This window comes from Burkholderia sp. AU33803 (assembly GCF_002223095.1).
Taxonomy (GTDB): domain Bacteria; phylum Pseudomonadota; class Gammaproteobacteria; order Burkholderiales; family Burkholderiaceae; genus Burkholderia.
The window spans coordinates 583,265-608,383 of sequence record NZ_NKFJ01000004.1 but is presented as its reverse complement, the minus strand read 5'-3'; the positions used below and the strand labels follow the sequence as shown (position 1 = coordinate 608,383).

General features: G+C 65.9%; 27 protein-coding genes. 12 read left to right on the top strand and 15 right to left on the bottom strand.

Annotation, left to right across the window (positions count from 1 at the left end):
• Positions 1–58: 58 nt before the first annotated feature.
• Positions 59–2,641 carry a DUF6600 domain-containing protein gene (locus tag CFB41_RS05290; RefSeq protein WP_089456562.1) on the top strand — a complete coding sequence of 861 codons (2,583 nt, stop codon included), beginning with the start codon at positions 59–61 and terminating at the stop codon, positions 2,639–2,641.
• Between the two features lie 102 nt (positions 2,642–2,743).
• On the opposite strand, the gene CFB41_RS05285 is transcribed toward CFB41_RS05290, so the two are convergent.
• Positions 2,744–3,715 carry a thymidylate synthase gene (locus CFB41_RS05285; protein WP_089439519.1) on the bottom strand — a complete coding sequence of 324 codons (972 nt, stop codon included), beginning with the start codon at positions 3,713–3,715 and terminating at the stop codon, positions 2,744–2,746.
• A gap of 41 nt (positions 3,716–3,756) precedes the next feature.
• Complete coding sequence (locus tag CFB41_RS05280; RefSeq protein ID WP_089439518.1) at positions 3,757–5,154, bottom strand: sigma-54 dependent transcriptional regulator; 1,398 nt, start codon at positions 5,152–5,154, stop codon at positions 3,757–3,759.
• On the opposite strand from CFB41_RS05280, the gene CFB41_RS05275 reads away from it, so the two are divergent.
• From CFB41_RS05275 to CFB41_RS05265, 3 genes are all read left to right on the top strand, one after another.
• Positions 5,134–5,373, top strand: coding sequence for a hypothetical protein (locus tag CFB41_RS05275; RefSeq protein ID WP_226224574.1), 240 nt, complete (start codon positions 5,134–5,136; stop codon positions 5,371–5,373). The two genes, CFB41_RS05280 and CFB41_RS05275, sit on opposite strands and share 21 nt — an antisense overlap.
• Before the next feature lie 391 nt (positions 5,374–5,764).
• A complete protein-coding gene (locus CFB41_RS05270) occupies positions 5,765–5,983 on the top strand; it encodes a hypothetical protein (RefSeq protein ID WP_373558614.1) in 219 nt (72 codons plus the stop codon).
• Positions 5,984–6,242: 259 nt separating this feature from the next.
• The gene (locus tag CFB41_RS05265; RefSeq protein ID WP_069247452.1) at positions 6,243–6,743 is read left to right on the top strand and encodes a dihydrofolate reductase; all 501 of its coding nucleotides are present in this window, start codon (positions 6,243–6,245) and stop codon (positions 6,741–6,743) included.
• Positions 6,744–6,826: 83 nt separating this feature from the next.
• On the opposite strand, the gene pmbA is transcribed toward CFB41_RS05265, so the two are convergent.
• Complete coding sequence (gene pmbA, locus CFB41_RS05260) at positions 6,827–8,197, bottom strand: metalloprotease PmbA (protein WP_039370934.1); 1,371 nt, start codon at positions 8,195–8,197, stop codon at positions 6,827–6,829.
• A 127-nt stretch (positions 8,198–8,324) separates the two neighbouring features.
• Here pmbA and yjgA point away from each other — a divergent pair, with 127 nt between their 5' ends.
• Together yjgA and mog are read left to right on the top strand one after the other, a co-directional pair.
• A complete protein-coding gene (gene yjgA, locus CFB41_RS05255) occupies positions 8,325–8,930 on the top strand; it encodes a ribosome biogenesis factor YjgA (RefSeq protein ID WP_272482667.1) in 606 nt (201 codons plus the stop codon).
• Positions 8,911–9,531, top strand: coding sequence for a molybdopterin adenylyltransferase (mog, locus tag CFB41_RS05250; protein WP_011351366.1), 621 nt, complete (start codon positions 8,911–8,913; stop codon positions 9,529–9,531). The genes yjgA and mog overlap by 20 nt, the downstream gene beginning before the upstream one ends.
• 16 nt (positions 9,532–9,547) lie before the next feature.
• Here the strand turns inward: mog and orn are convergent, their stop codons facing one another.
• Positions 9,548–10,168 (bottom strand): oligoribonuclease, encoded by a 621-nt coding sequence (gene orn, locus CFB41_RS05245; RefSeq protein ID WP_089455820.1) that lies wholly within the window; start codon positions 10,166–10,168, stop codon positions 9,548–9,550.
• Between the two features lie 117 nt (positions 10,169–10,285).
• Here orn and CFB41_RS05240 point away from each other — a divergent pair, with 117 nt between their 5' ends.
• The 3 genes from CFB41_RS05240 (at position 10,286) to CFB41_RS05230 (ending at position 12,867) form a co-directional block, all read left to right on the top strand.
• Positions 10,286–11,545, top strand: a complete 1,260-nt coding sequence (locus tag CFB41_RS05240; RefSeq protein ID WP_089439515.1) for a M48 family metallopeptidase — start codon at positions 10,286–10,288, stop codon at positions 11,543–11,545.
• Positions 11,542–12,483 carry a ribosome small subunit-dependent GTPase A gene (gene rsgA / locus CFB41_RS05235; RefSeq protein WP_089455819.1) on the top strand — a complete coding sequence of 314 codons (942 nt, stop codon included), beginning with the start codon at positions 11,542–11,544 and terminating at the stop codon, positions 12,481–12,483. The genes CFB41_RS05240 and rsgA overlap by 4 nt, the downstream gene beginning before the upstream one ends.
• Positions 12,484–12,549: 66 nt before the next feature.
• Positions 12,550–12,867, top strand: a complete 318-nt coding sequence (locus CFB41_RS05230) for a putative signal transducing protein (RefSeq protein WP_089455818.1) — start codon at positions 12,550–12,552, stop codon at positions 12,865–12,867.
• 64 nt (positions 12,868–12,931) lie between these two features.
• Here the strand turns inward: CFB41_RS05230 and CFB41_RS05225 are convergent, their stop codons facing one another.
• From CFB41_RS05225 to rpsP, 6 genes are all read right to left on the bottom strand, one after another.
• A complete protein-coding gene (locus CFB41_RS05225; RefSeq protein ID WP_011351361.1) occupies positions 12,932–13,870 on the bottom strand; it encodes a CobD/CbiB family protein in 939 nt (312 codons plus the stop codon).
• Positions 13,871–13,990: 120 nt separating this feature from the next.
• Positions 13,991–14,677, bottom strand: a complete 687-nt coding sequence (locus tag CFB41_RS05220; protein ID WP_069247448.1) for a CoA pyrophosphatase — start codon at positions 14,675–14,677, stop codon at positions 13,991–13,993.
• Between the two features lie 87 nt (positions 14,678–14,764).
• Entirely contained in the window at positions 14,765–15,157 is a 393-nt protein-coding gene (gene rplS / locus CFB41_RS05215) for a 50S ribosomal protein L19 (RefSeq protein WP_006753174.1), read from the bottom strand.
• Positions 15,158–15,290: 133 nt separating this feature from the next.
• Positions 15,291–16,085, bottom strand: a complete 795-nt coding sequence (gene trmD / locus CFB41_RS05210; RefSeq protein ID WP_006476548.1) for a tRNA (guanosine(37)-N1)-methyltransferase TrmD — start codon at positions 16,083–16,085, stop codon at positions 15,291–15,293.
• A 1-nt stretch (position 16,086) separates the two neighbouring features.
• Positions 16,087–16,767, bottom strand: coding sequence for a ribosome maturation factor RimM (rimM, locus tag CFB41_RS05205; protein ID WP_089455817.1), 681 nt, complete (start codon positions 16,765–16,767; stop codon positions 16,087–16,089).
• A 42-nt stretch (positions 16,768–16,809) separates the two neighbouring features.
• Positions 16,810–17,064: a 30S ribosomal protein S16 gene (rpsP, locus tag CFB41_RS05200; RefSeq protein WP_006476550.1), complete on the bottom strand. Its 255-nt coding sequence runs from the start codon at positions 17,062–17,064 to the stop codon at positions 16,810–16,812.
• A 153-nt stretch (positions 17,065–17,217) separates the two neighbouring features.
• On the opposite strand from rpsP, the gene CFB41_RS05195 reads away from it, so the two are divergent.
• Positions 17,218–18,357, top strand: a complete 1,140-nt coding sequence (locus tag CFB41_RS05195; protein WP_089455816.1) for a sorbosone dehydrogenase family protein — start codon at positions 17,218–17,220, stop codon at positions 18,355–18,357.
• A gap of 109 nt (positions 18,358–18,466) precedes the next feature.
• The gene (locus CFB41_RS05190; RefSeq protein ID WP_039370986.1) at positions 18,467–18,934 is read left to right on the top strand and encodes an NINE protein; all 468 of its coding nucleotides are present in this window, start codon (positions 18,467–18,469) and stop codon (positions 18,932–18,934) included.
• 49 nt (positions 18,935–18,983) lie between these two features.
• Here CFB41_RS05190 and CFB41_RS05185 read toward each other — a convergent pair whose 3' ends face one another.
• Entirely contained in the window at positions 18,984–20,165 is a 1,182-nt protein-coding gene (locus CFB41_RS05185) for a PA0069 family radical SAM protein (protein ID WP_089455815.1), read from the bottom strand.
• A 90-nt stretch (positions 20,166–20,255) separates the two neighbouring features.
• Complete coding sequence (locus CFB41_RS05180; RefSeq protein WP_011351353.1) at positions 20,256–20,744, bottom strand: Lrp/AsnC ligand binding domain-containing protein; 489 nt, start codon at positions 20,742–20,744, stop codon at positions 20,256–20,258.
• 145 nt (positions 20,745–20,889) lie between these two features.
• Here CFB41_RS05180 and CFB41_RS05175 point away from each other — a divergent pair, with 145 nt between their 5' ends.
• The gene (locus tag CFB41_RS05175) at positions 20,890–22,176 is read left to right on the top strand and encodes a D-amino acid dehydrogenase (protein WP_011351352.1); all 1,287 of its coding nucleotides are present in this window, start codon (positions 20,890–20,892) and stop codon (positions 22,174–22,176) included.
• Between the two features lie 215 nt (positions 22,177–22,391).
• Here CFB41_RS05175 and CFB41_RS05170 read toward each other — a convergent pair whose 3' ends face one another.
• The 3 genes from CFB41_RS05170 to CFB41_RS05160 all read right to left on the bottom strand — a co-directional run bounded on the left by CFB41_RS05170 (position 22,392) and on the right by CFB41_RS05160 (position 25,117).
• On the bottom strand, positions 22,392–23,327 hold the full coding sequence (locus CFB41_RS05170; protein ID WP_089455814.1) for an electron transfer flavoprotein subunit alpha/FixB family protein: 936 nt from the start codon (positions 23,325–23,327) through the stop codon (positions 22,392–22,394).
• A 16-nt stretch (positions 23,328–23,343) separates the two neighbouring features.
• On the bottom strand, positions 23,344–24,093 hold the full coding sequence (locus CFB41_RS05165) for an electron transfer flavoprotein subunit beta/FixA family protein (RefSeq protein WP_089439507.1): 750 nt from the start codon (positions 24,091–24,093) through the stop codon (positions 23,344–23,346).
• A gap of 229 nt (positions 24,094–24,322) precedes the next feature.
• Complete coding sequence (locus CFB41_RS05160; RefSeq protein WP_089455813.1) at positions 24,323–25,117, bottom strand: MetQ/NlpA family ABC transporter substrate-binding protein; 795 nt, start codon at positions 25,115–25,117, stop codon at positions 24,323–24,325.
• Between the last annotated feature and the right edge of the window lie 2 nt (positions 25,118–25,119).

Below are 25,119 nucleotides of genomic sequence, written 5' to 3'. Positions count from 1 at the left end.
ATATTGTGAACTCAGCGGCACGAATCGACGCGCCGCGACAATGACGAAGACGCTCACCATGGCCACCCTGTTCACGCTCAAGCGAACCGCCCGCTGCACGCTGGTCGCGTTCGTCGCGCTTGCGGCACTGCCCCCCGCATTCGCGCAATCGGCCGGCGCGCCGCCCTATGCGGCCGCGGCACGGCAACCGGGCGGCGATCCACCCAGCCGTGTCGCGCGGCTCAATTACCTGTCGGGCGCCGTGACGACCGAACCGGCCGGCACCGATACGTGGTCGTATGCTGCCGTGAACCGGCCGCTGACGACCGGCGACCAGCTCTGGAACGATGCCGGTGCGCGCTCGGAACTGCACATCGGCTCGACCGCAGTGCGGCTCGGCGAGTCGACGAGCCTGTCGGTGCTGAACCTCGACGACACGACGACCCAGCTGAAAGTGGGGCTCGGCACCGTATCGACGCACGTGCGCGATTTGCCCGCAGGCGGATCGTACGAAATCGACACGCCTAATCTCGCGCTCGGCATCACCGGCCCCGGCGACTATCGCGTCGACGTCGCGCCGAACGGTGCGAGCACGACGGTCACGGTGCGCAGCGGCAGCGCGACCGTCTACGGCAGCAACGGCCAGTACCCGCTGTCGCCCGGGCAGCAGGTCGTGTTCACGGGCACCGACCTCCAGGTCGCGCAGCAATCCGCGGCTCCGGGCCCCGATCCGCTCGACCAGTGGGCCGCCAGCCGCGACGCGGCCGAGGAGCGCTCGGTATCGGCCCGCTATGTGTCCCGCGACATCCCCGGCTACCAGGATCTCGACGCGAACGGCACGTGGCGCGAAACCCCGAACTACGGCCAGGTCTGGGTACCGAACGACACGCCTGCCGACTGGGCGCCGTATCACGACGGCCACTGGATCTGGCAAGCACCGTGGGGCTGGACATGGGTCGACGACGCGCCGTGGGGTTTCGCTCCGTATCACTACGGCCGCTGGGCATACGTGGACGATAGCTGGGCCTGGGTGCCGGGCCCGCTGGTCGTCAGCCAGCCGCCGGTCTATGCGCCGGCACTGGTCGCGTTCGTCGGCGGTGGCGGCGGGCCCGACTGGAGTGTCGCGCTCACGGTGGGCGGCGTCGCCGCGGCCGGCTGCGCGTGGTTCGCGCTCGGCCCGGGCGAACCGTGGCATCCCGGCTGGGGCGGCTGGAGCCCGCACTACTACGACCGCGTGAACCGCAACATCGTGGTGAACAACGTCAACGTGAACAAGACCGTGAACGTGACGAACATCACCAATGTCACCAATATCACCAACATCAACAAGACGTACGTGAACTTCCGCGCGCCGCACGCGATCACGGCCGTACCGGCCTCCGCGTTCGTGCACGGCCAGCCGGTCGCGCACTTCTCGCAGCACGTCGATCCGCAACAATGGCGCAACGCGCACGTCACGCCGGGGACGCCTGGCATTGCACCGGTGCGCCAGAGCTTCACGGGCGGGCTGCGCAATGCGAGCTACCGCCCGCCTGCCGCGATTGCCCAGCACCCGTACGTCGCGACGCGCAATCCCGCCGTCCCGGCCGCGTATCGCGATCAGGCGGCGGCCCACCTCGCGCAGGAAGGCGGGCGCGTACCGGGTGCCGGCGCACCTGTCGTGAAGACGAACGTGCCGGCCGACTATACGGCTCGCCCGGTCCGCATTCCGGGCAAGCCGGACGGCGGCGCATGGGCGATGCACAACGTGCAGCTCGTGAATCCGCACGGCCCTGTCGTGCAACCGGCTCGCGCGCCTCGCGAAGGCCAGCCGGCCACCGTGCAGGCCGGGCGTCCGGGCACACCGACGCCGGGCATGCCGAATGGCGCCCGGCCGGCGAACGGCGAAACCTCCAACGCAGCGCGTTTCGCCAACGGCGGCATGCCGCAGGCGCCCGGCAACCCGGTGCCACATCAGGCATTCGGGCCCGGTAGCGGCGTCCCGCATCCGCCGGTCGCGAACAACGCTCCGGCGGGCATCGGCAATGCCCACGCGGCCGAAACGCCGTCACCCATGTGGATGCAGCCGCACACCCCGATGGAACGTCAACGCCCTGCGCCGCCGACCGCGCTTCACGCGGCGGGCCAGAATGCGCTGCCGCCCGTGCGAAGCGCGGCAGTGCCGCATCCGGAAGGCGTGCCGGCGCCGCAGGGCGCGCAGCCCGGCAGCCGGAACGAAGCACCACGCGCCCTGCCGCAACCGCGGCTCGACAACACCGCGCAGATTCCGCAGCCGCGTCCACGCCCCGATTTCCAGTCGCCGGCCCAGCATGGGCAATCGCAACCGGAACGGGCCGCACCCGCGCCGCAACCGCACGCCGAATTCACACAACCGGCGCCGCATCGCGAAGTCGCGCCGCCCCGTGTGAACGAGTACCGTCCGCCGGCCCCCGCCGTGCATGACATGCCGCGCCCGCAACCGCAGGCGCCGCGCATGGAGCCTCGGCCTCAGCCTGCACCGCGCATGGAGCCGCGACCGCAGCCGGCGCCACGCATGGAACCGCGGCCGTCGATGCCCGCACCGCACATGGAACCGCGGCCGCAACCGGCGCCGCACGTCGAGGCGCCTCACCCGAGCAACCCGCCGCCACAAGGCGGTCACGAAGAGCGGCATCGCCAGTAAGCGCCGCAAACGTGAAACAAAAAAGCCCGACCGGGATCAACCGGTCGGGCCTTTCTTCTACGGGGCGCGGCTAGATGCAACCGCGCGGCCCAGGTTGCTCGATCAGACCGCCATCGGTGCGGTCAGCGGCTCATGGTGGCGGTAGCCGACGAGCGAGAAATCGGACGGCTCGATCTGTTCCAGCCACTCGGGCGCGTAGACGCCCGTCTTCGCGTATTCCGGCACACGCTCGGCAATCTCGAGCCGCGGGCTCTCGTAAGGCTCGCGCGTGAGCTGGCGCTGCAGCATGTCGAGCTGGTTCTCGTAGATATGCGCGTCGCCGATGAAGTACGTGAACCAGCGCGGCGTGTAGCCCGTCAGCCGGCCGACGAGTTCCAGCAACGCCGCCCCTTCCGTCAGGTTGAACGGCGTACCGAGGCCGACGTCGTTGCTGCGGATGTACAGGCACAGCGAGATTTCGCGCTTCGTCGCATTCGGCAGGAACTGGTACAGCAGGTGGCACGCGGGTAGCGCGATCTGGTCGAGCACGGCCGGATTCCACGCGTGAAACAGGATGCGGCGGTCGGACGGATTCTCCATGATCGTATCCAGACACTGGCGCAACTGGTCGATCGCCTTGTACAGCAGCACCTTCGGCGCGCCGTCTTCGTCGAAACGCGTGACGATCCGGAAGCCGCGGCGCGTCGCATCGGCGATCTGCGCGTCGGCGCCCGCGTCGAGCACCTTGTAGCCCGGCCACTGGCGCCATTGCACGCCGTACACGTCACCGAGATCGTCGACGCCCTGGCGATACGGGTTCGCGAGCCATTGCGCGTTCTCGTTCGCGTTCGCATCCCACACCTTGCAGCCGAGCGCACGGAAATCGGCCGCGCTGCGCGTCGCGCGCAGGAAGCCGACCAGTTCGCCGATCGCGGACTTGAAGGCCAGCTTCTTGGTCGTCACGGCCGGGAAGCCTTGCTGCAGGTCGAAGCGCAGCATCGCGCCCGGCATGCTGATGGTGCGGATCCCCGTGCGGTTCTCCTGCCAGGTGCCGGTATCGAGAATGGTACGAACGAGATCGAGATACTGTTTCATGCGGGTTCCTTCGGCCGCGAGGGCGGCCGTACCCGCCAATTTTAGCAAGCGTGGTGAGGAAGCTCCGGCAACGGCGCCGAAAACCCTGCCAGCGTGTCGCCGCGATCGCGCATGCCGTGTGCGCACATCAGCCGGTAGAGCGTGACGCGCGACACGCCGAGTTCGCGTGCGGCATCCGCGAAGCGGCCGCGATGGCGCAACAGCGCCTGCTCGATCGCCTGCCGTTCGGCCGCCTCGCGCGCCTCCAGCAGCGACACGGGCGCGAGCGTCGCGAACTCGTTCAGCTCGAGATCGGCCGCGGTGATCATCCGGCCTTCCGACATGACGATCGCACGGCGCACGCGATTGATCAGCTCGCGCACGTTGCCCGGCCACGAATAGCCGTACAGCGACGCGACCGCATCAGGGGAAAAGCCGCGCAGGCGACGATGCGCGTCGCCCTTGAAACGCTCGAGCATGTGGCGCGCGAGCACCTCGATGTCCTTGCCGCGCGCGCGCAGCGGCGGCTCCTCGATCTTCAGCACGCACAGGCGATGGAACAGGTCCTCGCGGAACCGCCCTTCGCGCAGCGCCGCTTCCATGTCCACGTGCGTCGCGCAGATCACGCGCACGTCGACGGGCACCGACACATGGGCACCCAACCGCTCGATCTTGCCTTCCTGCAGGAAGCGCAGCAGGCTCGCCTGGCTTTCGAGCGGCAAGTCGCCGATTTCGTCGAGAAACAGCGTGCCGCCGTTGGCAGCCTCGACACGGCCAATCTTGCGCTGGTTCGCGCCGGTGAACGCGCCGCGCTCGTAGCCGAACAGTTCGGCCTGCAGCAGCGTCGACGGAATCGCACCGCAATTGATCGCGATGAAAGGCGCCTGCGCGCGCGACGAACGTTCATGAATCGCGACCGCCGTCAGCTCCTTGCCCGTACCCGATTCGCCGGAGATGAACACCGGCGCGTCGGTCGCCGCGACGCGGCGTATCGTCCTGAAGAGCCCGAGCATCGCATCGCAGGTCCCGACCATTTCGCCTTCGCTGCGTCCGGCGCCGACGGGCGGCGCAACGGTTTCGGTCAGCGCGATCATCCCGTGTGCATGGCCGACGGTCTCGACGATCCGCGCGGTCTCGTACGGCATCGTCACGTAGTCGAAACAGTAGTCGCGAATGAGATGGCGCAGCGTAGCGTCCTGCAACTGGCCGCGGCGCGTCGCCGCGATCCAGCCGATGTGCTGAATGCTCAGACAGGATTCGAGTTCACGCAGGTCGGAAGGCTTGAAGCCCGGCGAAAAATCGAGCAGCCCGGCCGTTGCGACACCATGCTGCACGACGCGTCGAACGTCTCGCACGGTCTCCGCGAGATCGACACGCCAACCGCATTCGTCGAAATGGCCGCGCAACGCGTCGTTCGGTTCGCGCGAATAGTAGATCACGTGCCGCAGATCGGCGCCCATATGCTCACCCCGTTCATCAACCGTCTAACGATTGCCGTGCACGTCAGGTCACGTGCCAAAAGGATCGAATCGGGTCAGCCGAAGGCGGCTCGATTCGCCATGCCGATGCGTGGCGACGACAAAGCCTCGCATGATGGCGCTTATCTCGCGTCCAGTTATTTTGATCAAGACAGCTTAGTTATAGGCACTGAATACGACAATCCGATTTCAGCGCGGTGAGCGATGCGGCCGTATCGCTCAGGAGGTCGATACATGTCAATCGTCTGCACATAGCCCCGGCGCAGCGATACTCTCCGTCATCAACACTTGCGACGATTTTCATCCTTGAAGCGTATCGATTGAATCAGCAGTATTCCCGAGCCCCCTCGTTTCACGCCTGAAACATTTTCAGCGGTTTTTCGAGACAATTCGCAACGCTTGAGCACGAATCGCAGTCTCGACAACGGTCCCGGCGCGATGGCATGCATTTCGCTGAACATGAAAACCGTCGGAGACAGCGATCATGCGAAAACATCCTTTACTTTCTTTCGTGCCGATGGCCATTGCAGTCGCGGCCGCCGGCCCGCCCACATCCGTACGCGCAGACGAAGGCACGAATCCGGCTCGCGTCATGCTGCTTGCGGAAAACGCACCGAGCATGCAGCACGGCAACGGGTTCGGCATCGTGACGGTGTCGTCACCGCAACCGCTGCCGGCCGGCCGGACGTCGGTGACCCTGTGGGACGAGATCCCGCCACCGCCTCAATTGCCGACACCACGTCCGGCACCGCAGCCGGGCGATTTGCAGCACGCGATGGAAGGCACCACGCAAGGCAGTACCCATCAGTGATGCACGAGCCGATCCATTTGATCAGGATGACGTATTAATTTGAGCGCGACGACGCCGGCATCGTCACGCTTGCAACACGAAACGGTTCTTGTGCTCCGTCCCCCGGCGGGCACTCTTTTTATTCATTCCATCGCCGCGACGCCTTGCCTCGAGCGTCGCGGCGCGCAGTGCGGAAAGGCGGATGCGCGTACCCGGAACCGGCGCGTGCCGCCGTTCCGGTAGAATCGGCGCCATTCCGGTTTTCCTTTCCCCGACCTTCATGACGACGTTGACCCTGATCGTCGCGCGTGCCCGCAACGGCATCATCGGCCGCGACAACCAGTTGCCCTGGAAACTTCCCGAGGATCTCGCGTTCTTCAAGCGCACGACGATGGGCGCGCCGATCGTGATGGGCCGCAAGACCCACGAGTCGATCGGCCGGCCGCTGCCGGGCCGCCGCAATATCGTGGTCACGCGCGACGCGACGCGACGCTTCGACGGCTGCGACACGGTCACGTCGCTCGCCGATGCGCTGGCGCTCGCCGCACGCGACGGCGTGCCCGAGGCGTTCCTGATCGGCGGCGCGCAACTCTACACCGAAGGGCTCGCACTCGCCGACAAGCTGGTCGTCACCGAGATCGATGCCGACTTCGACGGTGACGCCTCGTTCCCGGCGCCCGACGCCGCACAGTGGCAGGAAGTGTCGCGCGATGCGCACCAGGCGGCCGCGCCGAATACGTTCGGCTATGCGTTCGTCGTCTACGAGCGCAAGCGCGGCTGACGCGTCACGCCCCATGAAAAATGCCCGACCGGTTCACGCCGGTCGGGCTTTTTCGTTCGATGGCGGCCGCTGCCGCGCGCCAATTACTGCCCGGCGATCGTCATCTGCTCGATCAGCACCGAGCCCGTTTCCTTCGTGCCGCGCACGATCGAATCGGCACCGATCGCGACGATATGCCGGAACATTTCCTGCAGCGTGCTCGCGACGGTGATTTCCTCGACCGGATACTGGATCACGCCGTTCTCGACCCAGAAGCCCGCCGCACCGCGCGAATAGTCACCCGTCACGTAGTTCACGCCCTGCCCCATCAGCTCGGTCAGCAACAGGCCCGTGCCGAGCTTCTTCAGCATCGCATCGAAATCGTCGCCCGCCTGCGTGTTCGAGCTGCGCAGTGCGAGGTTGTGCGAGCCGCCGGCGTTGCCGGTGGTCTGCGTGCCGAGCTTGCGCGCCGAATAGGTCGACAGGAAGTAGCCTTCGACGACGCCGTCCTTCACGACGCTGCGCGCACGCGTGCGCACGCCTTCCTCGTCGAACGGCGCGCTGCCCATCGCGCGCGGCACGTGCGGATCCTCGACGACCTGGATGTGCGGCGCGAACACCGGCTTGCCGAGGCTGTCGACGAGGAACGACGTCTTGCGGTACAGCGCCCCGCCGCTCACCGCCTGCACGAATGCGCCGAGCAGGCCGGCCGCGAGCGGCGCCTCGAACAGCACGGGCACCTTGCGGGTATCGAGGCGGCGCGCGCCCATCCGGGCAAGCGCACGCTCGGCCGCGTAACGGCCCACCGCTTCGGGCGCCGCGAGATCGATCGCGCTGCGCTTCGACGAATACCAGTCGTCGCGCTGCATGTGACGGCCGCTGCCCGCGATCGGCGCGCATGCGATGTAATGACGCGAGTACGGGTAGCCGGACAGGAAGCCGCGCGACGTGGCCAGCACGAACTGCGAATGCTGGGCCGACACGCTTGCGCCTTCCGAGTTGCGGATCTGCGGGCTGACCGCGAATGCGGCGTCTTCCGCGCGGCGGGCAAGCTCGACGGCCTCGTCGGCCGACAGCGCCCACGGATGGTAGAGGTCGAGGTCGCGCGGGTCGGTTTCGAGCAGCTCGGCTTCGGCCAGGCCGGCCGCCTCGTCTTCGGCCGTGAAGCGCGCGATGTTGTACGCGGCGGCGACGGTATCCTTGATCGCGCCCGGCGAAAAATCCGACGTGCTCGCGTTGCCGCGCTTCTTGCCGATGAACACGGTCACGCCGACCATCTTGTCGCGGTTGTGCTCGATCGTTTCGACTTCGCCGCGGCGCACCGACACCGACAGGCCGTCGCCCTCGGAGATTTCGGTCGCGGCGTCGGTCGCGCCGAGCGCCTTCGCATGGCGAAGGATGTCCGAGGCGATTTCCTTGAGCTGGTCCTGCGTGTGCGGGAAATAGCGCGCTTGTACGTCGAGATTGGCTGCCATCGTCTTGATATCCGGTGGCGGGCGGGCGCCCGCATGTTCAAAATGTTGCGTATCCCGCGATCATAGCAAGGTCCGGGGCCGGACACCGACAAGCTTGGGGTGTCCGCGGCGCGATACAATGCCGTCCATGACACGCAAAACCCGAATCCAGCCGATCGAGCATGCCGCCGAAGACGACGACAATGGCTACGATCGCCCCAGCAAATCCCAGTTGAAGCGCGAGATGCACGAGCTGCAGGTGCTCGGCCAGGCACTCGTCGATCTGCCGAAAGACGCGCTGAAACGCATGCCGATGCCCGAAAGCCTCGGTGACGCCGTGCGCGAGGCGCGCCGGATCACCGATCACGAAGGCAAGCGCCGCCAGCTCCAGTACGTCGGCCGCGTGATGCGCTCGCTGACCGACGACGAGACGGCCGCGCTGCGCACCGCGCTCGACGCGCAGCGCGGCGTGAACAAGGCCGCGACGGCCCGCCTGCACTGGATCGAACGCACCCGCGAACAGTTGCTCGCGAGCGACGACGCGCTGACCGAATTCCTGCGCCAGCACCCGGAAGCCGACATCCAGGAAGGCCGCACGCTGATTCGCAACGCACGCAAGGAAGCGCAGCAAGGCAAGCCGCCGCGCTATTTCCGCGAGCTGTTCCAGTGGATCAAGACCGCCGGCGGCACGTCCCATGCGGACGACGAAGCGGCGGACGACGCCGGAGACGACCATGACGACGACGAAGCGTAACCACCCGGACGAGCTCGTCGTCGGCCTCGTGTCGATCAGCGACCGCGCGAGCACGGGGGTCTACGAAGACAAGGGCATTCCGGCGCTGCAGGAGTGGCTCGCCGGCGCGCTGGTGTCGCCGTGGCGCGCCGAAACGCGCCTGATCCAGGACGACGCGCCGACGATCTCCGCCACGCTCGCCGAACTCGTCGACGTCGCGGGGTGCGACCTCGTGCTGACGACGGGCGGCACGGGCCCGGCGCGCCGCGACGTGACGCCCGAGGCCACGCTGGCGGTGGCGACGAAGGAAATGCCGGGATTCGGCGAACAGATGCGGCAGATCAGCCTGAATTTCGTGCCGACCGCGATCCTGTCGCGGCAGGTCGCGGTGATCCGCGAGACGGCCGACCATGCGGCGCTGATCGTCAACCTGCCCGGCCAGCCGAAGTCGATCCGGGAAACGCTCGAAGGGCTCCGCGACGCCGACGGCAAGTCGACCGTGCCCGGCATCTTCGCCGCGGTGCCCTACTGCATCGACCTGATCGGCGGCCCGTACATCGAGACCGACGCCGCGGTGGTCGCGGCGTTCCGGCCGAAAAGCGCTCAGCGCGCACCGCGCTAGGCGCGTGCCGGCCCGCTCAGGCGGCCGGCGCGGACTCGCCTGCCGAAGCGGACGCGGCCGGAATCAGGAAATGCTCGCGGTAGTACTTCAGCTCGTCGATCGACTCGTGGATGTCCGCGAGCGCCGTGTGCATCGCCCGCTTCTGGAAGCCCTTGTAGATCGCGGGCTGCCAGCGGCGGCACAACTCCTTGAGCGTGCTGACGTCGAGGTTGCGGTAGTGGAAGAACCGCTCGAATTCGGGCATCCAGCGCGCCATGAAGCGGCGGTCCTGGCAGATCGAGTTGCCGCACATCGGCGATTTGCCGGGCGACACGTACTGCGCGAGGAAGGCCTGCAATTGCCCGGCGGCTTCCGCCTCGGTCACGGTCGACGCGCGCACGCGGTCGATCAGGCCCGAGCGGCCGTGCGTCGACTTGTTCCAGTCGTCCATCTTCGCGAGCGTTTCGTCGCTCTGGTGGATCGCGAACACGGGGCCTTCGACGGCGATGTCGAGCGTGGAATTGGTCACGACGACCGCGATCTCGATGATGCGGTCGTTATCCGGGTCGAGGCCCGTCATCTCCATGTCGAGCCAGACGAGGTTCAACTCGTTGCGCACGAGCGCGGGCTGGCTGGCGGAAGCGGCGGTATCGGTCATGAGTCATCCTGGAAAATGGCGGACGGCGCGCGGCGCCGCCCGGGCGGCCGGCATCGCATCAGCGGGGCCGGTCCGCAACAACATATAATTCTCGCATAGAACCCTTTGGCGCCTTCGATGTCACCCTTTTCGTTCACCCTGCTGTTCGCGCTCGCCGTGCTCGCGATGGTCGTCACCAAGCTGTGGCTCGCGTCGCGGCAGATCCGCTTCGTCGCGGCGCACCGCAACAGCGTCCCCGCGCAGTTCAGCGCAACCATCCCGCTGACGGCCCACCAGCGCGCGGCCGACTATACGGTCGAGCGCACCCGGTTGACGATGCTCGAAATCGTCGTCAGCGCGGCCGTGCTGGTCGGCCTGACGCTGCTCGGCGGCGTCGGCGCACTCGACACGCTGCTCACCGGCTGGCTCGGCCGCGGCTACGGGCAGCAGGTCGCGCTCGTCGCGGCAGTACTCGTGATCACGAGCGTCATCGACGTCCCGTTCGAGTATTACCGCCAGTTCGGGATCGAACAGCGTTTCGGCTTCAACCGGATGACGAAGCGGCTGTTCTTCACCGACATGCTGAAAAACTCGCTGCTCGGCGCCGCGCTCGGCCTGCCGCTGCTGTTCGTCGTGCTGTGGCTGATGAACCAGGCCGGGAGCCTGTGGTGGCTGTGGACCTGGATCGTCTGGGTCGCGTTCCAGATGCTCGTGCTGCTGATCTACCCGACTTTCATCGCACCGATCTTCAACAAGTTCGAACCGCTGAAGGACGACGCGCTGCGCGCGCGCATCGAGTCGCTGATGAAGCGCTGCGGCTTTGCGGCGAAGGGGCTGTTCGTGATGGACGGCAGCCGCCGCTCCGCGCACGGCAACGCGTACTTCACGGGCTTCGGCGCGTCGAAGCGGATCGTGTTCTTCGACACGCTGCTCGCGCGCCTGTCCGGCCAGGAAATCGAAGCCGTGCTCGCGCACGAACTCGGCCACTTCAAGCGCCGCCACGTGATGAAGCGGATGCTCGTGTCGTTCGTGCTGAGCCTCGTGCTGCTTGCGCTGCTCGGCTGGCTCGCGCAACGCACGTGGTTCTACACGGGGCTCGGCGTCACGCCGTCGCTCGACACGAGCAACGCGGGCGCCGCGCTCGTACTGTTCTTCCTCGCGATTCCCGTGTTCCTGTTCTTCGCGACGCCGTTCGGCAGCCTCACGTCGCGCAAGCACGAATTCGAGGCCGACGCATTCGCGGCCAGCCAGACCGACGCGCAGGATCTCGTCAGCGCGCTCGTGAAGCTCTATGAGGACAACGCGTCGACGCTGACGCCCGACCCCGTCTACACGGCCTTCTACTACTCGCATCCGCCTGCATCGCAGCGGATCGACCGCCTGATGCAGCACGCATGAGCCGGCCGACCTCCCGCAAGCCGGCCCCGCGCGCGTCGAATGCGCAACGGGTCGAAGGCCGCGTGATCGCGGCACACGGGCGCCACTACATCGTCGCGCCCGACGACGGCGGCCCGATGCTGCAGTGCTTCCCGCGCGGCAAGAAGAGCGAGATCGCGGTCGGCGACCGTGTCGCGTACGAACTTGCGTCGGCCGACCAGGGCGTCATCGTCGAGATCGGCGAACGGCGCAACCTGCTGTACCGCTCCGACCAGTTCAAGTCGAAGCTGTTCGCGGCCAACCTCGATCAATTGCTGATCGTGCTCGCGACCGAGCCCTACTTCAGCGAGGACCTGCTCGGCCGCGCGCTGATCGCCGCCGAGGCGAACGAGCTGAAGCCGCTCGTCGTGCTGAACAAGATCGACGTCGAAGCCGCGCTGCCGGTCGCGCGCGAACGCCTCGCGCCCTACCGCGCCCTTGGCTACGACGTGCTCGAGCTGTCGGTGAAGGGTTCGCCCGACGACGCGCGCGCGCAACTGATGCCGCACCTCGCCGGGCATTCGACGATCCTGCTCGGCCAGTCCGGGATGGGCAAGTCGACGCTCGTGAACCTGCTCGTTCCCGATGCCGAAGCCGCCACGCGCGAGATTTCGGCCGCGCTCAACAGCGGGCGTCACACGACGACGTTCACGCGCCTGTACCCATTGGCCGGCGGCGGCGCGCTGATCGATTCGCCCGGCTTCCAGGAATTCGGCCTCTACCACCTGACGGAAGGCCGTCTCGAGCGCGCCTTTCCGGAGTTCCGGCCGCTGCTGGCCGACTGCCGTTTCTATAATTGCCATCATCTGCACGAACCCGGCTGCGCGATTCTCGACGCTGTCGCCGACGGCCGTATCGCCCCGTCGCGGCATGCGCTGTATGCGCAGCTCGTGCACGAGGCGAGCCAGATCGTCCGCTGACCGCGCGGCACGCGCGCGGCGGCCAGCCGGTGCCGTGCGGGCCGGCGTTCACCGACAGGAGCCGCGATGCGTTTCAAGGCACCCGATCTCGCGACGGCGCAGCATTGGGCCAACGTGCTTCAGGTAGCCGGCATCGGTTGCGAGCTGCATAACTGCTACGCGACCGGCGCGCTCGGCGGCCTGCCCGCCGACGCGTGCACGCCCGAACTGTGGCTCGACGACGAACGCGACGACGCGCTCGCGCGCAGGCTCCTCGATGCCGCGTCGCACGGCCCGGCGGCCGGCGCCGCGCCGTGGCGCTGCCGGCAGTGCGGTGAGGCGCTCGAAGCCCAGTTCACCGCGTGCTGGCAATGCGGCGCCGTGCGCGATCCGCTTGACGTGTGATCCACAGCAAAAAGGCCGGCTTCAAGCCGGCCTTCTGCTTTTCATCGGGTACCGCACTGCCCCGTCACGACACCCAGACGGCGAGCGTCAGCATCAGCAGCAGAATCATCCACAGGATCACCGCACGCCAGACGAGGCCCACCGCGGATTGCAGCGTACGCGGCGTGCAATCGTCACCGACCGTCAACGGACCGCTGTCGCCGACTGCCAGCGCATCGAGGCTCGACGGTTCCGCGAGCGGCCCTGCGAGGCGTGCGCCGAGCGCGCCGCTGCCGGCTGCCAGCAGGACGCCATCGTTCGGATCGGGCCACTGGCGCGTGTGGTTGCGCCACGCATAGATCGCGTCCTCGAAATTGCCGACGATCGCGAAGCCGAGCGCGGTCAATCGCGCGGGAATCCAGTCGATCACGAAGAACGCGCGCTGCGCGAACGTCGAGAAGGCCGCCGTGCGGTCGTCGCCCGGCGTCGACCAGCTGCGTGCGAGGTATTCGGAAATCCGGTACAGCACGGCACCGGCCGGCCCGATCGGCAGCACGTACCAGAAGAACACGCCGAACACGTGGCGATGCGATGCGACCACGGCGTGAATCAGCGTATGGCGGACGATTTCGCCGACCGGCATGTCGACCGTGTCGATGCCTGTCCACTCGTGCAGGATTTCGCGCGCGCGCGGCACGTCGTCGTTATTGAGCGCGAGGTGGATGTCGGTGAAGTAATGGCTGAACTGACGGAAGCCGAGCGTGAAATACACGACGACGACGTTCCAGATGAATGCGAGCACGAAGCTCACCTTGAACAGCAGGAAATAGATCAGCGCGACGATCAGCACCCACGGCAGCACGACCGCGAGCCAGGCGAGGATGCCGTGCTTCTGCTTGCCCGCGTCGAGACCATGCGCGACGGTTTCCGCATGAAACTGGAACAGCGCGAACACCGGATTGTTCGGCGACAACGCGCGGACCTGTTCGATGATGAGAGCGAGGAGAACCGAAAAGAAAGTCATGCGTGGCGCCGTCTTCGGAGTTATGTCATTTTTTGCATAACGATAGCACAGCGTAAGCACCGGATGGCTGCCGGTGCAGTCGCCCGCCAGCCGGCCACGCACGCCGACAATCGTGCACGTCTAGCCGGCGGCCAAGAAGCGGTACAGATTGCGCAACATGCCGGCAGTTGCGCCCCAGATGAAGTAATGCCCGCCGGGTTCGCCATTCGGATAGGGCATCGCAAAAAAACGACGCTCGCCGCCTTCCCAGCGGAACACACGCACCTGATGGTTCGCGGGATTCATCAGGAACGCGAGCGGGACCTCGAAAATCTCGGCCACTTCGAACGTGTCGGCCTGCACGGTGAACGGCGGATGCACGAGGCCGACCACCGGTGTCACGCAAAAGCCCGTACCGGTCAGGTAGTCGGGCAGCGCGCCGAGGATCTCGACACGCTCGTCTGCCAGCCCGATCTCTTCCTTCGCCTCGCGCAACGCGGTGGCGGTTGCATCGCGATCGAACGGCTCGCGACGACCGCCGGGGAAGCTGATCTGCCCGGCGTGGTCGTTCAGGTGATCGGCGCGCTGGGTCAGCAGCATGGTGAGACCGGACTCACGGACGACGAGCGGCACCAGGACGGCCGCACTGCGTGGGTCGACGCCCTCCTGCAGCCTCGCCTCGCCGGGTTCGACGCTCCATTCGAGCGTGCGCGCGAAACGGTCGCGCAGGCCGGACGGCGTCATCAGGCGGGAATCGATGGCCGGCAGGCCGGCGCCGGTGCCTTCGACCGGCAGGACTTCGGGATCGATGATGGGGCGGCGATTCAATGGGGCTCTCGGGTTCGTGTCGTATCGAGCATATTCTCGCGCCAGAATGAAAAAAGCACCCGGTTGGGTGCTTTTTCCTTACAGCTCTTACTCTTGGGAAGCTGCTGCGGCGCGATCCTTCGACACCAGCTTTTCCTTGATACGAGCCGACTTGCCCGAGCGCTCGCGCAGGTAGTACAGCTTCGCACGACGCACATCACCGCGGCGCTTCACGACGATGCTTGCCAGCAGCGGCGAGTACGTCTGGAACGTACGCTCGACGCCTTCGCCCGACGAGATCTTGCGGACGATGAAGTTCGAGTTCAGACCACGGTTGCGAATCGCGATCACGACGCCTTCGTAAGCCTGAACGCGCTTGCGGTTACCTTCAACCACGTTCACGTTCACGATCACCGTGTCGCCCGGGGCGAATTCGGGGATCGTCTTGCCGGCGAGCGCGCGCTCGATTTCTTCCTGCTCAAGTTTTGCGATCAGATTCATTACTGACTCCTTATGCCATCGTGTCGGCGTTCACACCCGCCTGCTTCCAGGCCTGGCCCCGATAGAGGATGGATTCACATCAGGCGCCGCACACGCATGTACGGCACCGCCAATTCCCGCTCGCGCAGCCGCCTCAGGAGGCGTCCTTCGCTTCGCGTGCGAGGTTCGCAAGCCACGCCTCGTCGGCGCGACTCAACAACTTCTCGCGGCGCGCCCGGACGATCAGATCCGGCCGCTTCCGCAACGTATTCCTCAATGCTTCCTGACGCCGCCACTTCTCGATCTCGGCATGATGCCCGCCGAGCAGCACGTCCGGCACGCGCACGCCGTCATACTCCTCGGGGCGCGTGTAGTGCGGACAATCGAGCAGGCCATCAGCGAAGCTGTCCTGCACGGCCGACAGCGAATCGTTCAGCACGCCGGGCAGCAACCGCACGACTGCATCCATCATCGCCATCGCCGGCAATTCTCCGCCGGACAGGACGAAATCGCCGAGGCTGATTTCCTCGTCGACGCAACGATCGAGCAGGCGCTGGTCGATCGCTTCATAGCGGCCGCACAGCACGACGACACCAGGCTCCTGCGCCATCCGCACCGCACGATCGTGCGTGAGCGGTGCGCCCTGCGGCGACATCATCACGACACGCGTGCTCGCGATGCCCTGCTCCGCCTGCGCCGCTTTCGCGGCATCGATCGCGGCTTCGAGCGGCCTGGCCAGCATCACCATGCCCGGACCGCCGCCGTACGGACGATCGTCGACCGTGCGGTAGTTGTCCGTCGTGAAATCACGCGGGTTCCAGGTGCGCAGCCCGAAGCGCCCTTGCTTGACGGCCCGGCTGGTGATCCCCCAGTCGGTCAGTGCACGGAACATCTCGGGAAAGAGCGTGACGACGTCGAACTGCACCGCGCTCTCGGTAACCTGGTTCATTTCAGTAATCGGCTTCCCAGTCGACGACGATACGACGCGCCGCCTGATCCACCGTTTTGACGTATACGCCGACGAACGGAATCAACCGCTCGTCGGTGGTCGGCTGACCGTCTTTGCCGGTCGCCGGATACTCGACACGCATGATCGAATGCACGCCATTGTCGATCATCCCGCTCACCTTCCCGAGTGCCACCGATTGCTCGTTGACGACGTCGAGACCGATCAGGTCGACCCAATAGAATTCGTCCGCGGCCAATGCCGGGAAATCTTCCCGGCGCACGAACACGCGAAAGCCGCGCATCGCGTACGCGGCATCGCGGTCGCTGACGCCCGCGGGTTGCGCAACGACGGTGTCGCTGTGCGCCTTTGACTGCACGATGCGGACGGAAAGCCGCTCCGCTCCGCGTTCCAGCCACCAGTGGCGCGCCTTGAGCAGCGCATCGCCACCGCGGCCGGCGTCGGCATGCGTCGCCACCTTGACCCAACCCTTCAGGCCATAGGCGTCGACCACCGCCCCGACCTCGACGGCATCGTCGGGCCAGGCTTGCGCCACTTCGAGACTGCCTTGCTGCTCGGCAGCCTGACCGGCGTTCGCGACAGCCTCGCGCTCGACCGGCTTGCGGACGAATGCGCCAAACGACGCACGCCCGCGCCTTGCATTACCGGAATCGTGACCCGCCATCAATGCACCTCACAGCCGGCACGACCGGCACACCGTGCCATGTTAGGCAGCCGGTTGCGCCTTTTGCGCTTCCTTCACGAGACGCTGGACGGTCGGCGACAGTTGCGCGCCAACACCTTGCCAGTACGTCAGGCGATCCTGAGCGATACGCAGCGATTCGCCCTTCGTAGCGACCGGGTTGTAGAAGCCGACGCGCTCGATGAAGCGGCCGTCACGACGGTTGCGCGAATCGGTAGCAACGATGTTGTAGAACGGGCGCTTCTTCGAGCCGCCACGAGCCAGACGGATGATAACCATATGATGTCCTTCGGGAAAACCGGGTTCGAAACTACTGAAACACGCAATTATAGCCGGAAACCAGAGGTACAACAAACACTTACGCGTAAAAAATGGGGAAGCGGCCTGTCCACCGGGCATACAATCGTCGTGTCCGGGACGTTCCACACCGTCATGCCGCCCCTTCGCGCCGCCTCGATGCGCCGCGCGCAGCACCGTTTCGCGGCGCTGCTTGCCGGCCTTGCCTGCCTCGCGTCCGCACTGGCGTTTGCCGCGCCGTTGCCGGTGGGCGAACTCGTCGTGCCGCCCGGCTTCCACGTCGACGTGCTGGTCGACGCGGTACCGACCGCGCGCGAAATGGCGTGGTCGCCGCGCGGCATCCTGTATGTCGGCACCCGGGAAGGCCGCGTTCACGCATTCGTCATGCACGAGGGCCGGATCAGTGCGCGCTACGTGGTAGCGTCCGGGCTCGACATGCCCGTCGGCGTCGCCTACCGTGGCGGCGCACTCTATATATCCGCCGTCTCACGCATTCTGCGTCTGGATCGTATCGACGACCGGCTGGCCACGCCGCCCGCACCTGCCGTCGTCACCGACGCGCTGCCGACCGAACACCATCACGGCTGGAAATTCATCGCGTTCGGCCCCGACGGCAAGCTGTATGTGCCGACCGGCGCACCGTGCAACGTCTGTCTCGCCGATCGCAACCGCTACGCGATCATCGCACGCATGAAGGCGGACGGCAGCGGGAACGAGGTCGTTGCCCGCGGCGTACGCAATACGGTCGGCTTCGCGTGGCACCCCGATTCTGGCGAGCTTTGGTTTACCGACAACGGGCGCGACATGATGGGCGACGACGTGCCCGACGACAAGCTGAACCGCGCACCGCGCGCCGGCCTCGACTTCGGCTTCCCGTACTGCCATGGCGGCGACACGCCCGACCCCGAATTCGGCAGCGCCGACGTATGCCGCCGCTATGTACCGCCCGTATTGAAACTCGGTGCGCACGTCGCGGCACTCGGCATGCGGTTCTATACAGGGTCGATGTTTCCGGCGTCGTATCGCAATAACGTCTTCATCGCCGAACACGGCTCGTGGAATCGCAGCACGAAGGTCGGCTACCGCGTGATGCGCGTCGTCGTCTCGGCGGATGGCAGCCAGGCGCGCCAGACCCCGTTTGTCACGGGCTGGCTGCGACCCGACGGCACGGTATGGGGGCGCCCCGCCGACGTACTGCCGCTGCCGGACGGCTCGCTGCTCGTCAGCGACGACTATGCGGGTGCGATCTACCGCGTGACCTATGCGGCACCTTGACGCAGGACAGGGGTGACCGGGCCCGACCGGGCATCGTAGAATGCGTGCCGGGCCGCGCGCCCGCGCCGGCCCGCCGGCCGCCCATGCCAACGACAATACGCCGCCATCCATGTCCAGCAGCACCGCTCCGTCCCGCCGCTTTCGCTCCAAGACGCTCACCGCCGCCCTCGCGTTCCTGTTCGGATCGCTCGGCGCGCACCGCTTCTATCTGTATGGCTTTCGCGACGTGTTCGGCTGGGCGCATCTGCTCGCGACGATCGTCGGCATTCCGGGCTTCCTCCTGCTCGCCGCAACCCAGCGCAGCGCGGGCCTCGGTTGGTGGCTTGCCGTTCCCGGCGCGATCTCGCTGCTGGCGGCGTTCCTTGCCGCGCTCGTCTACGGGCTGCGCCCCGACGAAAAATGGGACGCGCAATTCAACGCGGAGACAGGCAAGCACAGCAAGTCGGGCTGGACCGTGATCTTCGTGGTGATCTTCTCGCTGCTGATCGGTGCCTTCCTCCTGATGACCGCACTCGCGCTGTCGTTCCAGACGTACTTCGAGTCGCAGGTCGAAGCGGCCAAGCAGATTTCACAGTAAGCGTAACGGCCGCTACGCACCGGCGCCCGGTGCCGGTTTGGCACACCGGTCAGAACAGGTTCAATTGCGAGTCGTCACGCGACTGCGTCGACCGCGCTGCGGCTGAACGAACAGCAACGCGCGGCGCCGCGGTGGCCGGCGCACCGCGAAACTGCGACAGATCGAGAATTCCGTTCGTGCGCTCGTTCAACCCGAGCCGCTTGACGGCCTGGCGGAAACGCTGCCGCAGCAGGTCGGCCCAGATCCCCTCGCCCTTCATCCGTTTCGAGAAATCCGAGTCGTAGTCCTTCCCGCCGCGCATGTCGCGCACGCGGTTCATCACGCGCTCCGCGCGATCGGGAAAATGCGCGGCAAGCCAGTTCTTGAACAGCGGAGCGACTTCCCACGGCAGCCTCAGGATGATGTAGCTCGCATGCGTCGCGCCGGCTTCCGCGCACGCCTCGAGCACACGCTCCATGTCGGGCTCTGTGACGAACGGGATCATCGGCGCAATGCTCACGCCGACCGGCACGCCCGCCTCGCTCAGCGCACGAATCGTACGCAACCGGCGCGCCGGTGTTGCCGCGCGCGGCTCGAGCGTGCGCGCGAGATCGGCGTCGAGTGTCGTGATCGTGACCGCCGCCATCACCTGCCCGCGTTCGGCCATCGGTGCGAGCAGGTCGAGATCGCGTTCGATCAGCGACGACTTCGTGATCGCGGCGAACGGCAACCCGCGATCGTGCATCACCTGGATCACGCTGCGCGTGATGCGCAGGTCGCGCTCGACCGGCTGGTAGGCGTCGGTGTTGACACCGAGCGCGATCGGCTCCGGCACGTAGCGCTTGCGTGAAATCTCGCGCTCGAGCAGTTCGGCCGCATTGACCTTCGCATAGATGCGGCTTTCGAAATCGAGCCCCGGCGACAGGCCGAGATAACTGTGCGTCGGCCTCGCGAAGCAATAGATGCAACCGTGCTCGCAGCCGCGATACGGATTGAGCGACACGCTGAATGGAATGTCGGGCGACTGGTTGTGCGTCAGGATGCTCTTCGCACGCTCCTCGAAGACCTGCGTGCGCAGCGGCGCGGAGAAATCGGTATCGTCCGACTCGTGTGTCCAACCGTCGTCGACCGCTTCGCGCTGCGCGATCTCGTATCGCCCTTGCAGGTTGTCGACCGCACCGCGCCCCTTGCGGGGCACGGGCGGCGCTATCGGAAATTCGTTGTCGGATCGATCGTCCATGTGCCCACCCATTCGCCTGCACCCAATACTGTATATTTATACAGTATTGGGTGCAGCATGCCAAGGGCGGGATAAAGGGCCTGACGGGCCGCCTCAGGCGCGTCAGTCACCCACCGCGATCGTCAGCGTCTCCTTGATTTCTTCCATCACGACATAGCTCTTCGACTGCACGGCGCCGGGCAACTGCAGCAGGATGTCGCCGAGCAGCTTCCGGTAGTCGGCCATCTCGCCGATCCGCGCCTTGATCAGATAGTCGAAATCACCGGATACGAGATGGCACTCGAGCACCTCGTCGATCTTCATCACTTCGCGGCGGAACTGCTCGAACATGTTGCCGCCCTTGTGGCCGAGCGTGATCTCGACGAACACCAGCAGCGCGGCATCCAGCTGGTGGGGGTCGACCCGTGCGTGATAACCGGTGATCACGCCATCGCGCTCCATGCGCCGCACACGCTCGATACACGGCGTGACGGTCAGTCCAACCTGTTCCGCAAGGTCTTTCATCGCCATCCGGCCGTCGTCCTGGAGCAGTTTCAGGATGCGTCGGTCGAGCTTGTCGAGTGAGCGTACGGGCTGACGTTGCGTTCTCATTTGTTTATGCTGAAAACCTGAAAAATACGATAACAAAACCTACACATTCGACAATACCATAGCGCAAAAAACTAGATCAGCTAGAGGTTACACGGAGACGCAGGTGCGCCCGGCCTCGATCTGGTCCCTTCCATCTGGAGCAGCTATGCGAGTCGTCATTCTGGGCAGCGGTGTGGTGGGCGTGGCAAGCGCGTATTACCTCGCGCGCGCCGGCCATGAAGTCACGGTGATCGACCGGGAAGCCGGCCCGGCGCTCGAGACGAGCTTCGCGAACGCAGGCCAGATCTCCCCCGGCTATGCCGCGCCGTGGGCCGCACCCGGCGTGCCGCTGAAGGCCGTCAAGTGGATGTTCGAAAAGCATGCGCCGCTCGCGATCCGCCTCGACGGCACGCGTTTCCAGCTCCAGTGGATGTATCAGATGCTGCGCAACTGCACGGCCGAGCGCTACGCGGTCAACAAGGGCCGCATGGTTCGCCTCGCCGAATACAGCCGCGACTGCCTGCAGGCATTGCGCGCCGATACCGGCATCCAGTACGAAGGCCGCACGGGCGGCACGCTGCAACTGTTCCGCACGCAGCAGCAACTCGACGGCGCGGCGAAGGACATCGCCGTCCTGCAGGAAGCGAACGTGCCGTTCGAACTGCTGTCCCCGGCCGACCTGAAGAAAGCCGAGCCGGCGCTTGCCGCCGTCTCGCACAAGCTGACGGGCGGCCTGCGCCTGCCGGGTGACGAAACGGGCGACTGCCAGCTGTTCACGACGCGCCTCGCGGCGCTCGCCGAATCGCTTGGCGTGAAGTTCCGCTACAACACGCCGATCGATGCACTCGCGATCGCGGGCGGCAAGATCGCCGGCGTGCAGTGCGGCAGCGAGACGGTGCGCGCCGATGCGTATGTCGTCGCGCTCGGCTCGTACTCGACGAGCTTCATCTCGAACCTGATGAAGATCCCCGTCTATCCGCTGAAGGGCTATTCGATCACCGCGCCGATCGTCAACGAAGCGGCCGCGCCCGTGTCGACCGTGCTCGACGAGACCTACAAGATCGCGATCACGCGTTTCGACCAGCGCATCCGCGTCGGCGGCATGGCGGAAATCGTCGGCTTCGACAAGAAGCTGCGTGCCGCACGCCGTGAAACGCTCGAAATGTGCGTGAATGACCTGTTCCCGGGCGGTGGCGACACGTCGAAGGCAACGTTCTGGACGGGCCTGCGCCCGATGACGCCGGACGGCACGCCGATCGTCGGCCGCACGCCGGTGTCGAACCTGTTCCTGAACACCGGCCACGGCACGCTCGGCTGGACGATGTCGTGCGGCTCGGGCCAGCTGCTCGCGGACCTGATCTCGGGCAAGATGCCCGCGATCCAGGCTGACGACCTGTCGGTGCATCGTTACCTGAAGGACGTGGCCGGCCAGACGCGCCCGGCATACGCATAAGCCGACACGCCCGCGGCCGTGCGAACGGCCGGCATCAAAAAGAACGGCGCCCTTTCGGGGCGCCGTTTTCATTTCATCGAATCGCGTTGTCATGCCGGTCAGCGGCGTGATGGTTCACGAGGTGTCACCCTCTTCCCCTTCTGCAGACGGCGAAAAAAAGGGGCGCTCGTCGCGCCCCTCTTCTCGTGTGCTTACCGCTGAAGCGTCACACTGCTTTAGCTGAGCTCGGCTACGAGCTCCGGCACGAGCGCGAACAGGTCGCCGACGAGGCCGTAATCGGCCACGCTGAAGATCGGCGCTTCCGGATCCTTGTTGATCGCAACGATCACCTTCGAATCCTTCATGCCGGCCAGATGCTGAATTGCACCCGAGATACCGACCGCGATGTACAGCTGCGGTGCAACGATCTTGCCGGTCTGGCCGACCTGGTAGTCGTTCGGCACGTAGCCGGCGTCGACTGCCGCGCGCGAAGCGCCCAGTGCTGCCGACAGCTTGTCGGCCAGCGGCTCCAGCACCTTCGTGTAGTTTTCGCCGCTGCCCAGACCGCGGCCGCCCGACACGATGATGCTCGCCGACGTCAGTTCCGGACGGTCCAGCTTCGTCACCTCACGGCTCACGAACTGCGACTTGCCGGCATCGGCTGCCGCTTCGATCTTCTCGACCGACCCGCTGCCGCCTTCCGCTGCCACCGGATCGAAACCCGTCGCACGTACCGTGATGACCTTGATCGGATCGCTCGACTGCACCGTCGCGATCGCGTTGCCCGCGTAGATCGGGCGCTCGAACGTGTCGGCCGAATCGACTGCCGTGATGTCCGAGATCTGCGCGACGTCCAGCTTCGCGGCGATGCGCGGCGCGATGTTCTTGCCGTAGGCGGTAGCCGGCGCGAGGATGTGCGAGTAGTCCTTCGCGATGTTCAGCGCGGTCGCTTCGACGTTTTCCGCGAGACCCGCTTCGAGTTGCGGCGCGTCGGCCAGGAGGACCTTCGACACACCTGCGATCTTCGCTGCTGCGTCCGCAGCCGCTTGCGCGTTGTGGCCCGCGACCAGCACGTGAATGTCACCGCCGATCTTCACTGCCGCCGCCACCGTGTTCAGCGTCGCGGCCTTGATCGACGCGTTGTCGTGTTCTGCAATCACCAGAATCGTCATTTCTTTCCGCTCCCTCTTACAGCACCTTGGCTTCGGTCTTCAGCTTCTCGACCAGCGTCTTCACGTCCGGCACCTTCACGCCGGCTGCGCGCTTCGGCGGCTCGACCACCTTCAGCGTCTTCAGACGCGGCGTAACGTCGACGCCCAGGTCTTCCGGCTTCACGGTTTCGAGCGGCTTCTTCTTCGCCTTCATGATGTTCGGCAGCGTCACGTAGCGCGGCTCGTTCAGGCGCAGGTCGGTCGTGATGACGGCCGGCAGCGACAGCGACAGCGTTTCCGCGCCACCATCGACTTCGCGTGCGACCGTTGCTTTACCGTCGGCCACCGTGACCTTCGAGGCGAACGTCGCTTGCGGCAGGCCTGCCAGCGCGGCCAGCATCTGGCCGGTCTGGTTCGAATCGTCGTCGATCGCCTGCTTGCCGAGGATCACCAGTTGCGGCTGTTCCTTGTCGACCAGCGCCTTCAGGATCTTCGCGACGCCCAGCGGCTCGACGCCATCGTTCGATTCGACGAGGATCGCGCGATCCGCGCCGATCGCCAGCGCCGTACGCAGCGTTTCCTGCGCCTGTGCGACACCGACCGACACGGCGATCACTTCGGTCGCCACGCCCGCTTCCTTCAGGCGCACGGCTTCTTCAACCGCGATTTCGTCGAACGGGTTCATCGACATCTTCACGTTCGCGATGTCGACACCCGTGTTGTCCGACTTCACGCGGACCTTCACGTTGTAATCGACCACTCTTTTCACTGGCACCAGGATTTTCATGCACACGCTCCAAAGTTACGAATACGACCAGAGGCCATTCTATAGCGAGGCCTCATGACTGCGCGGCCAAGCGGACCCAACCTTCGTGGTTGTCGAGGATACCGCTTCTTGGCGACGCGCCAATGATATCGAACGGTCGTTCTATTTTAAAAGAGAAAAAACCCGGACGCAAAGCCCGGGTTTTCGATCATCGACTCTAATCTCGCCGGGCGCCCGCGTGCTTCACCTGTTACCAGGCGGCAATGACCGCGCCGCCGAACTTGCCTTCGATGAACTGCTTCACGTCGGCCGAATGATAGGCCGCGACCAGTTTCGCGACCCACGGCTTGTTCCGGTCGGCCTCGCGGATCGCGAGGATGTTCGCGTACGGGCCGTTCGGGCCCTCGATCGCGATCGCGTCCTGTTTCGGTTTCAACCCCGCTTCCATCGCGTAGTTGGTATTGATCGCAGCCGCATCGACGTCACCGAGCGAGCGCGGAATCTGCGCCGCATCGAGTTCGACGATCTTCAGCTTGCGCGGATTGTCGACGATATCGAGCGGCGTCGCCTTCAGCCCCGCGTCCGCGCGCAGCTTCAGCAGGCCCTGCTTCTGCAGCAACAGCAGCGCGCGGCCGCCGTTGGTCGGGTCGTTCGGGACCGCGATGCGCGCGCCCGGCTTCAGTTCGGCCAGCGACTTCACACGCTTCGAATAGATGCCCATCGGGAACGTGACGGTATCCGCGACCTTGACCAGCTTGTAGCCGCGGTCCTTCACCTGCGCCTGCAGATACGGATCGTGCTGGTAGCTGTTCGCATCGAGGTCGCCCGACGCAAGCGCGGCGTTCGGCTGCACGTAATCGGAGAATTCGACGATGCGGATGTCGAGGCCGCTCTTCGCCGCGACCTTCTTCACCACTTCCATGATCTGCGCGTGCGGCCCGCCCGTCACGCCCACCTTGATGGTTTCGGCCTGCGCGTGTGCGCCCGCAAACAGCGCGGCCGCGCCCAGTGCCGCCGCGAATTTCAGCATGAAGCGTCGTTGCATCG

Bases quoted from the DNA above. Each gene is read 5' to 3' on its own strand.
- orn (WP_089455820.1), bottom strand. From the start codon at position 10,168: ATGACCGATACCGCCGCTTCCGCCAGCCAGCCCGCGCTCGTGCGCAAC.
- CFB41_RS05280 (WP_089439518.1), bottom strand. From the start codon at position 5,154: ATGGGCGCCGATCTGCGGCACGTGATCTACTATTCGCGCGAACCGAAC.
- CFB41_RS05285 (WP_089439519.1), bottom strand. From the start codon at position 3,715: ATGAAACAGTATCTCGATCTCGTTCGTACCATTCTCGATACCGGCACC.
- CFB41_RS05290 (WP_089456562.1), top strand. From the start codon at position 59: ATGGCCACCCTGTTCACGCTCAAGCGAACCGCCCGCTGCACGCTGGTC.
- CFB41_RS05175 (WP_011351352.1), top strand. From the start codon at position 20,890: ATGCGAGTCGTCATTCTGGGCAGCGGTGTGGTGGGCGTGGCAAGCGCG.
- CFB41_RS05270 (WP_373558614.1), top strand. From the start codon at position 5,765: ATGCTGCTTGCGGAAAACGCACCGAGCATGCAGCACGGCAACGGGTTC.
- rsgA (WP_089455819.1), top strand. From the start codon at position 11,542: ATGAGCCGGCCGACCTCCCGCAAGCCGGCCCCGCGCGCGTCGAATGCG.
- CFB41_RS05170 (WP_089455814.1), bottom strand. From the start codon at position 23,327: ATGACGATTCTGGTGATTGCAGAACACGACAACGCGTCGATCAAGGCC.
- CFB41_RS05265 (WP_069247452.1), top strand. From the start codon at position 6,243: ATGACGACGTTGACCCTGATCGTCGCGCGTGCCCGCAACGGCATCATC.
- rplS (WP_006753174.1), bottom strand. From the start codon at position 15,157: ATGAATCTGATCGCAAAACTTGAGCAGGAAGAAATCGAGCGCGCGCTC.
- CFB41_RS05225 (WP_011351361.1), bottom strand. From the start codon at position 13,870: ATGACTTTCTTTTCGGTTCTCCTCGCTCTCATCATCGAACAGGTCCGC.
- mog (WP_011351366.1), top strand. From the start codon at position 8,911: ATGACGACGACGAAGCGTAACCACCCGGACGAGCTCGTCGTCGGCCTC.
- CFB41_RS05180 (WP_011351353.1), bottom strand. From the start codon at position 20,744: ATGAGAACGCAACGTCAGCCCGTACGCTCACTCGACAAGCTCGACCGA.
- CFB41_RS05230 (WP_089455818.1), top strand. From the start codon at position 12,550: ATGCGTTTCAAGGCACCCGATCTCGCGACGGCGCAGCATTGGGCCAAC.
- CFB41_RS05240 (WP_089439515.1), top strand. From the start codon at position 10,286: ATGTCACCCTTTTCGTTCACCCTGCTGTTCGCGCTCGCCGTGCTCGCG.
- trmD (WP_006476548.1), bottom strand. From the start codon at position 16,085: ATGAACCAGGTTACCGAGAGCGCGGTGCAGTTCGACGTCGTCACGCTC.
- CFB41_RS05195 (WP_089455816.1), top strand. From the start codon at position 17,218: ATGCCGCCCCTTCGCGCCGCCTCGATGCGCCGCGCGCAGCACCGTTTC.
- CFB41_RS05185 (WP_089455815.1), bottom strand. From the start codon at position 20,165: ATGGGTGGGCACATGGACGATCGATCCGACAACGAATTTCCGATAGCG.
- CFB41_RS05160 (WP_089455813.1), bottom strand. From the start codon at position 25,117: ATGCAACGACGCTTCATGCTGAAATTCGCGGCGGCACTGGGCGCGGCC.
- rpsP (WP_006476550.1), bottom strand. From the start codon at position 17,064: ATGGTTATCATCCGTCTGGCTCGTGGCGGCTCGAAGAAGCGCCCGTTC.
- CFB41_RS05190 (WP_039370986.1), top strand. From the start codon at position 18,467: ATGTCCAGCAGCACCGCTCCGTCCCGCCGCTTTCGCTCCAAGACGCTC.
- yjgA (WP_272482667.1), top strand. From the start codon at position 8,325: ATGACACGCAAAACCCGAATCCAGCCGATCGAGCATGCCGCCGAAGAC.
- CFB41_RS05165 (WP_089439507.1), bottom strand. From the start codon at position 24,093: ATGAAAATCCTGGTGCCAGTGAAAAGAGTGGTCGATTACAACGTGAAG.
- pmbA (WP_039370934.1), bottom strand. From the start codon at position 8,197: ATGGCAGCCAATCTCGACGTACAAGCGCGCTATTTCCCGCACACGCAG.
- rimM (WP_089455817.1), bottom strand. From the start codon at position 16,767: ATGGCGGGTCACGATTCCGGTAATGCAAGGCGCGGGCGTGCGTCGTTT.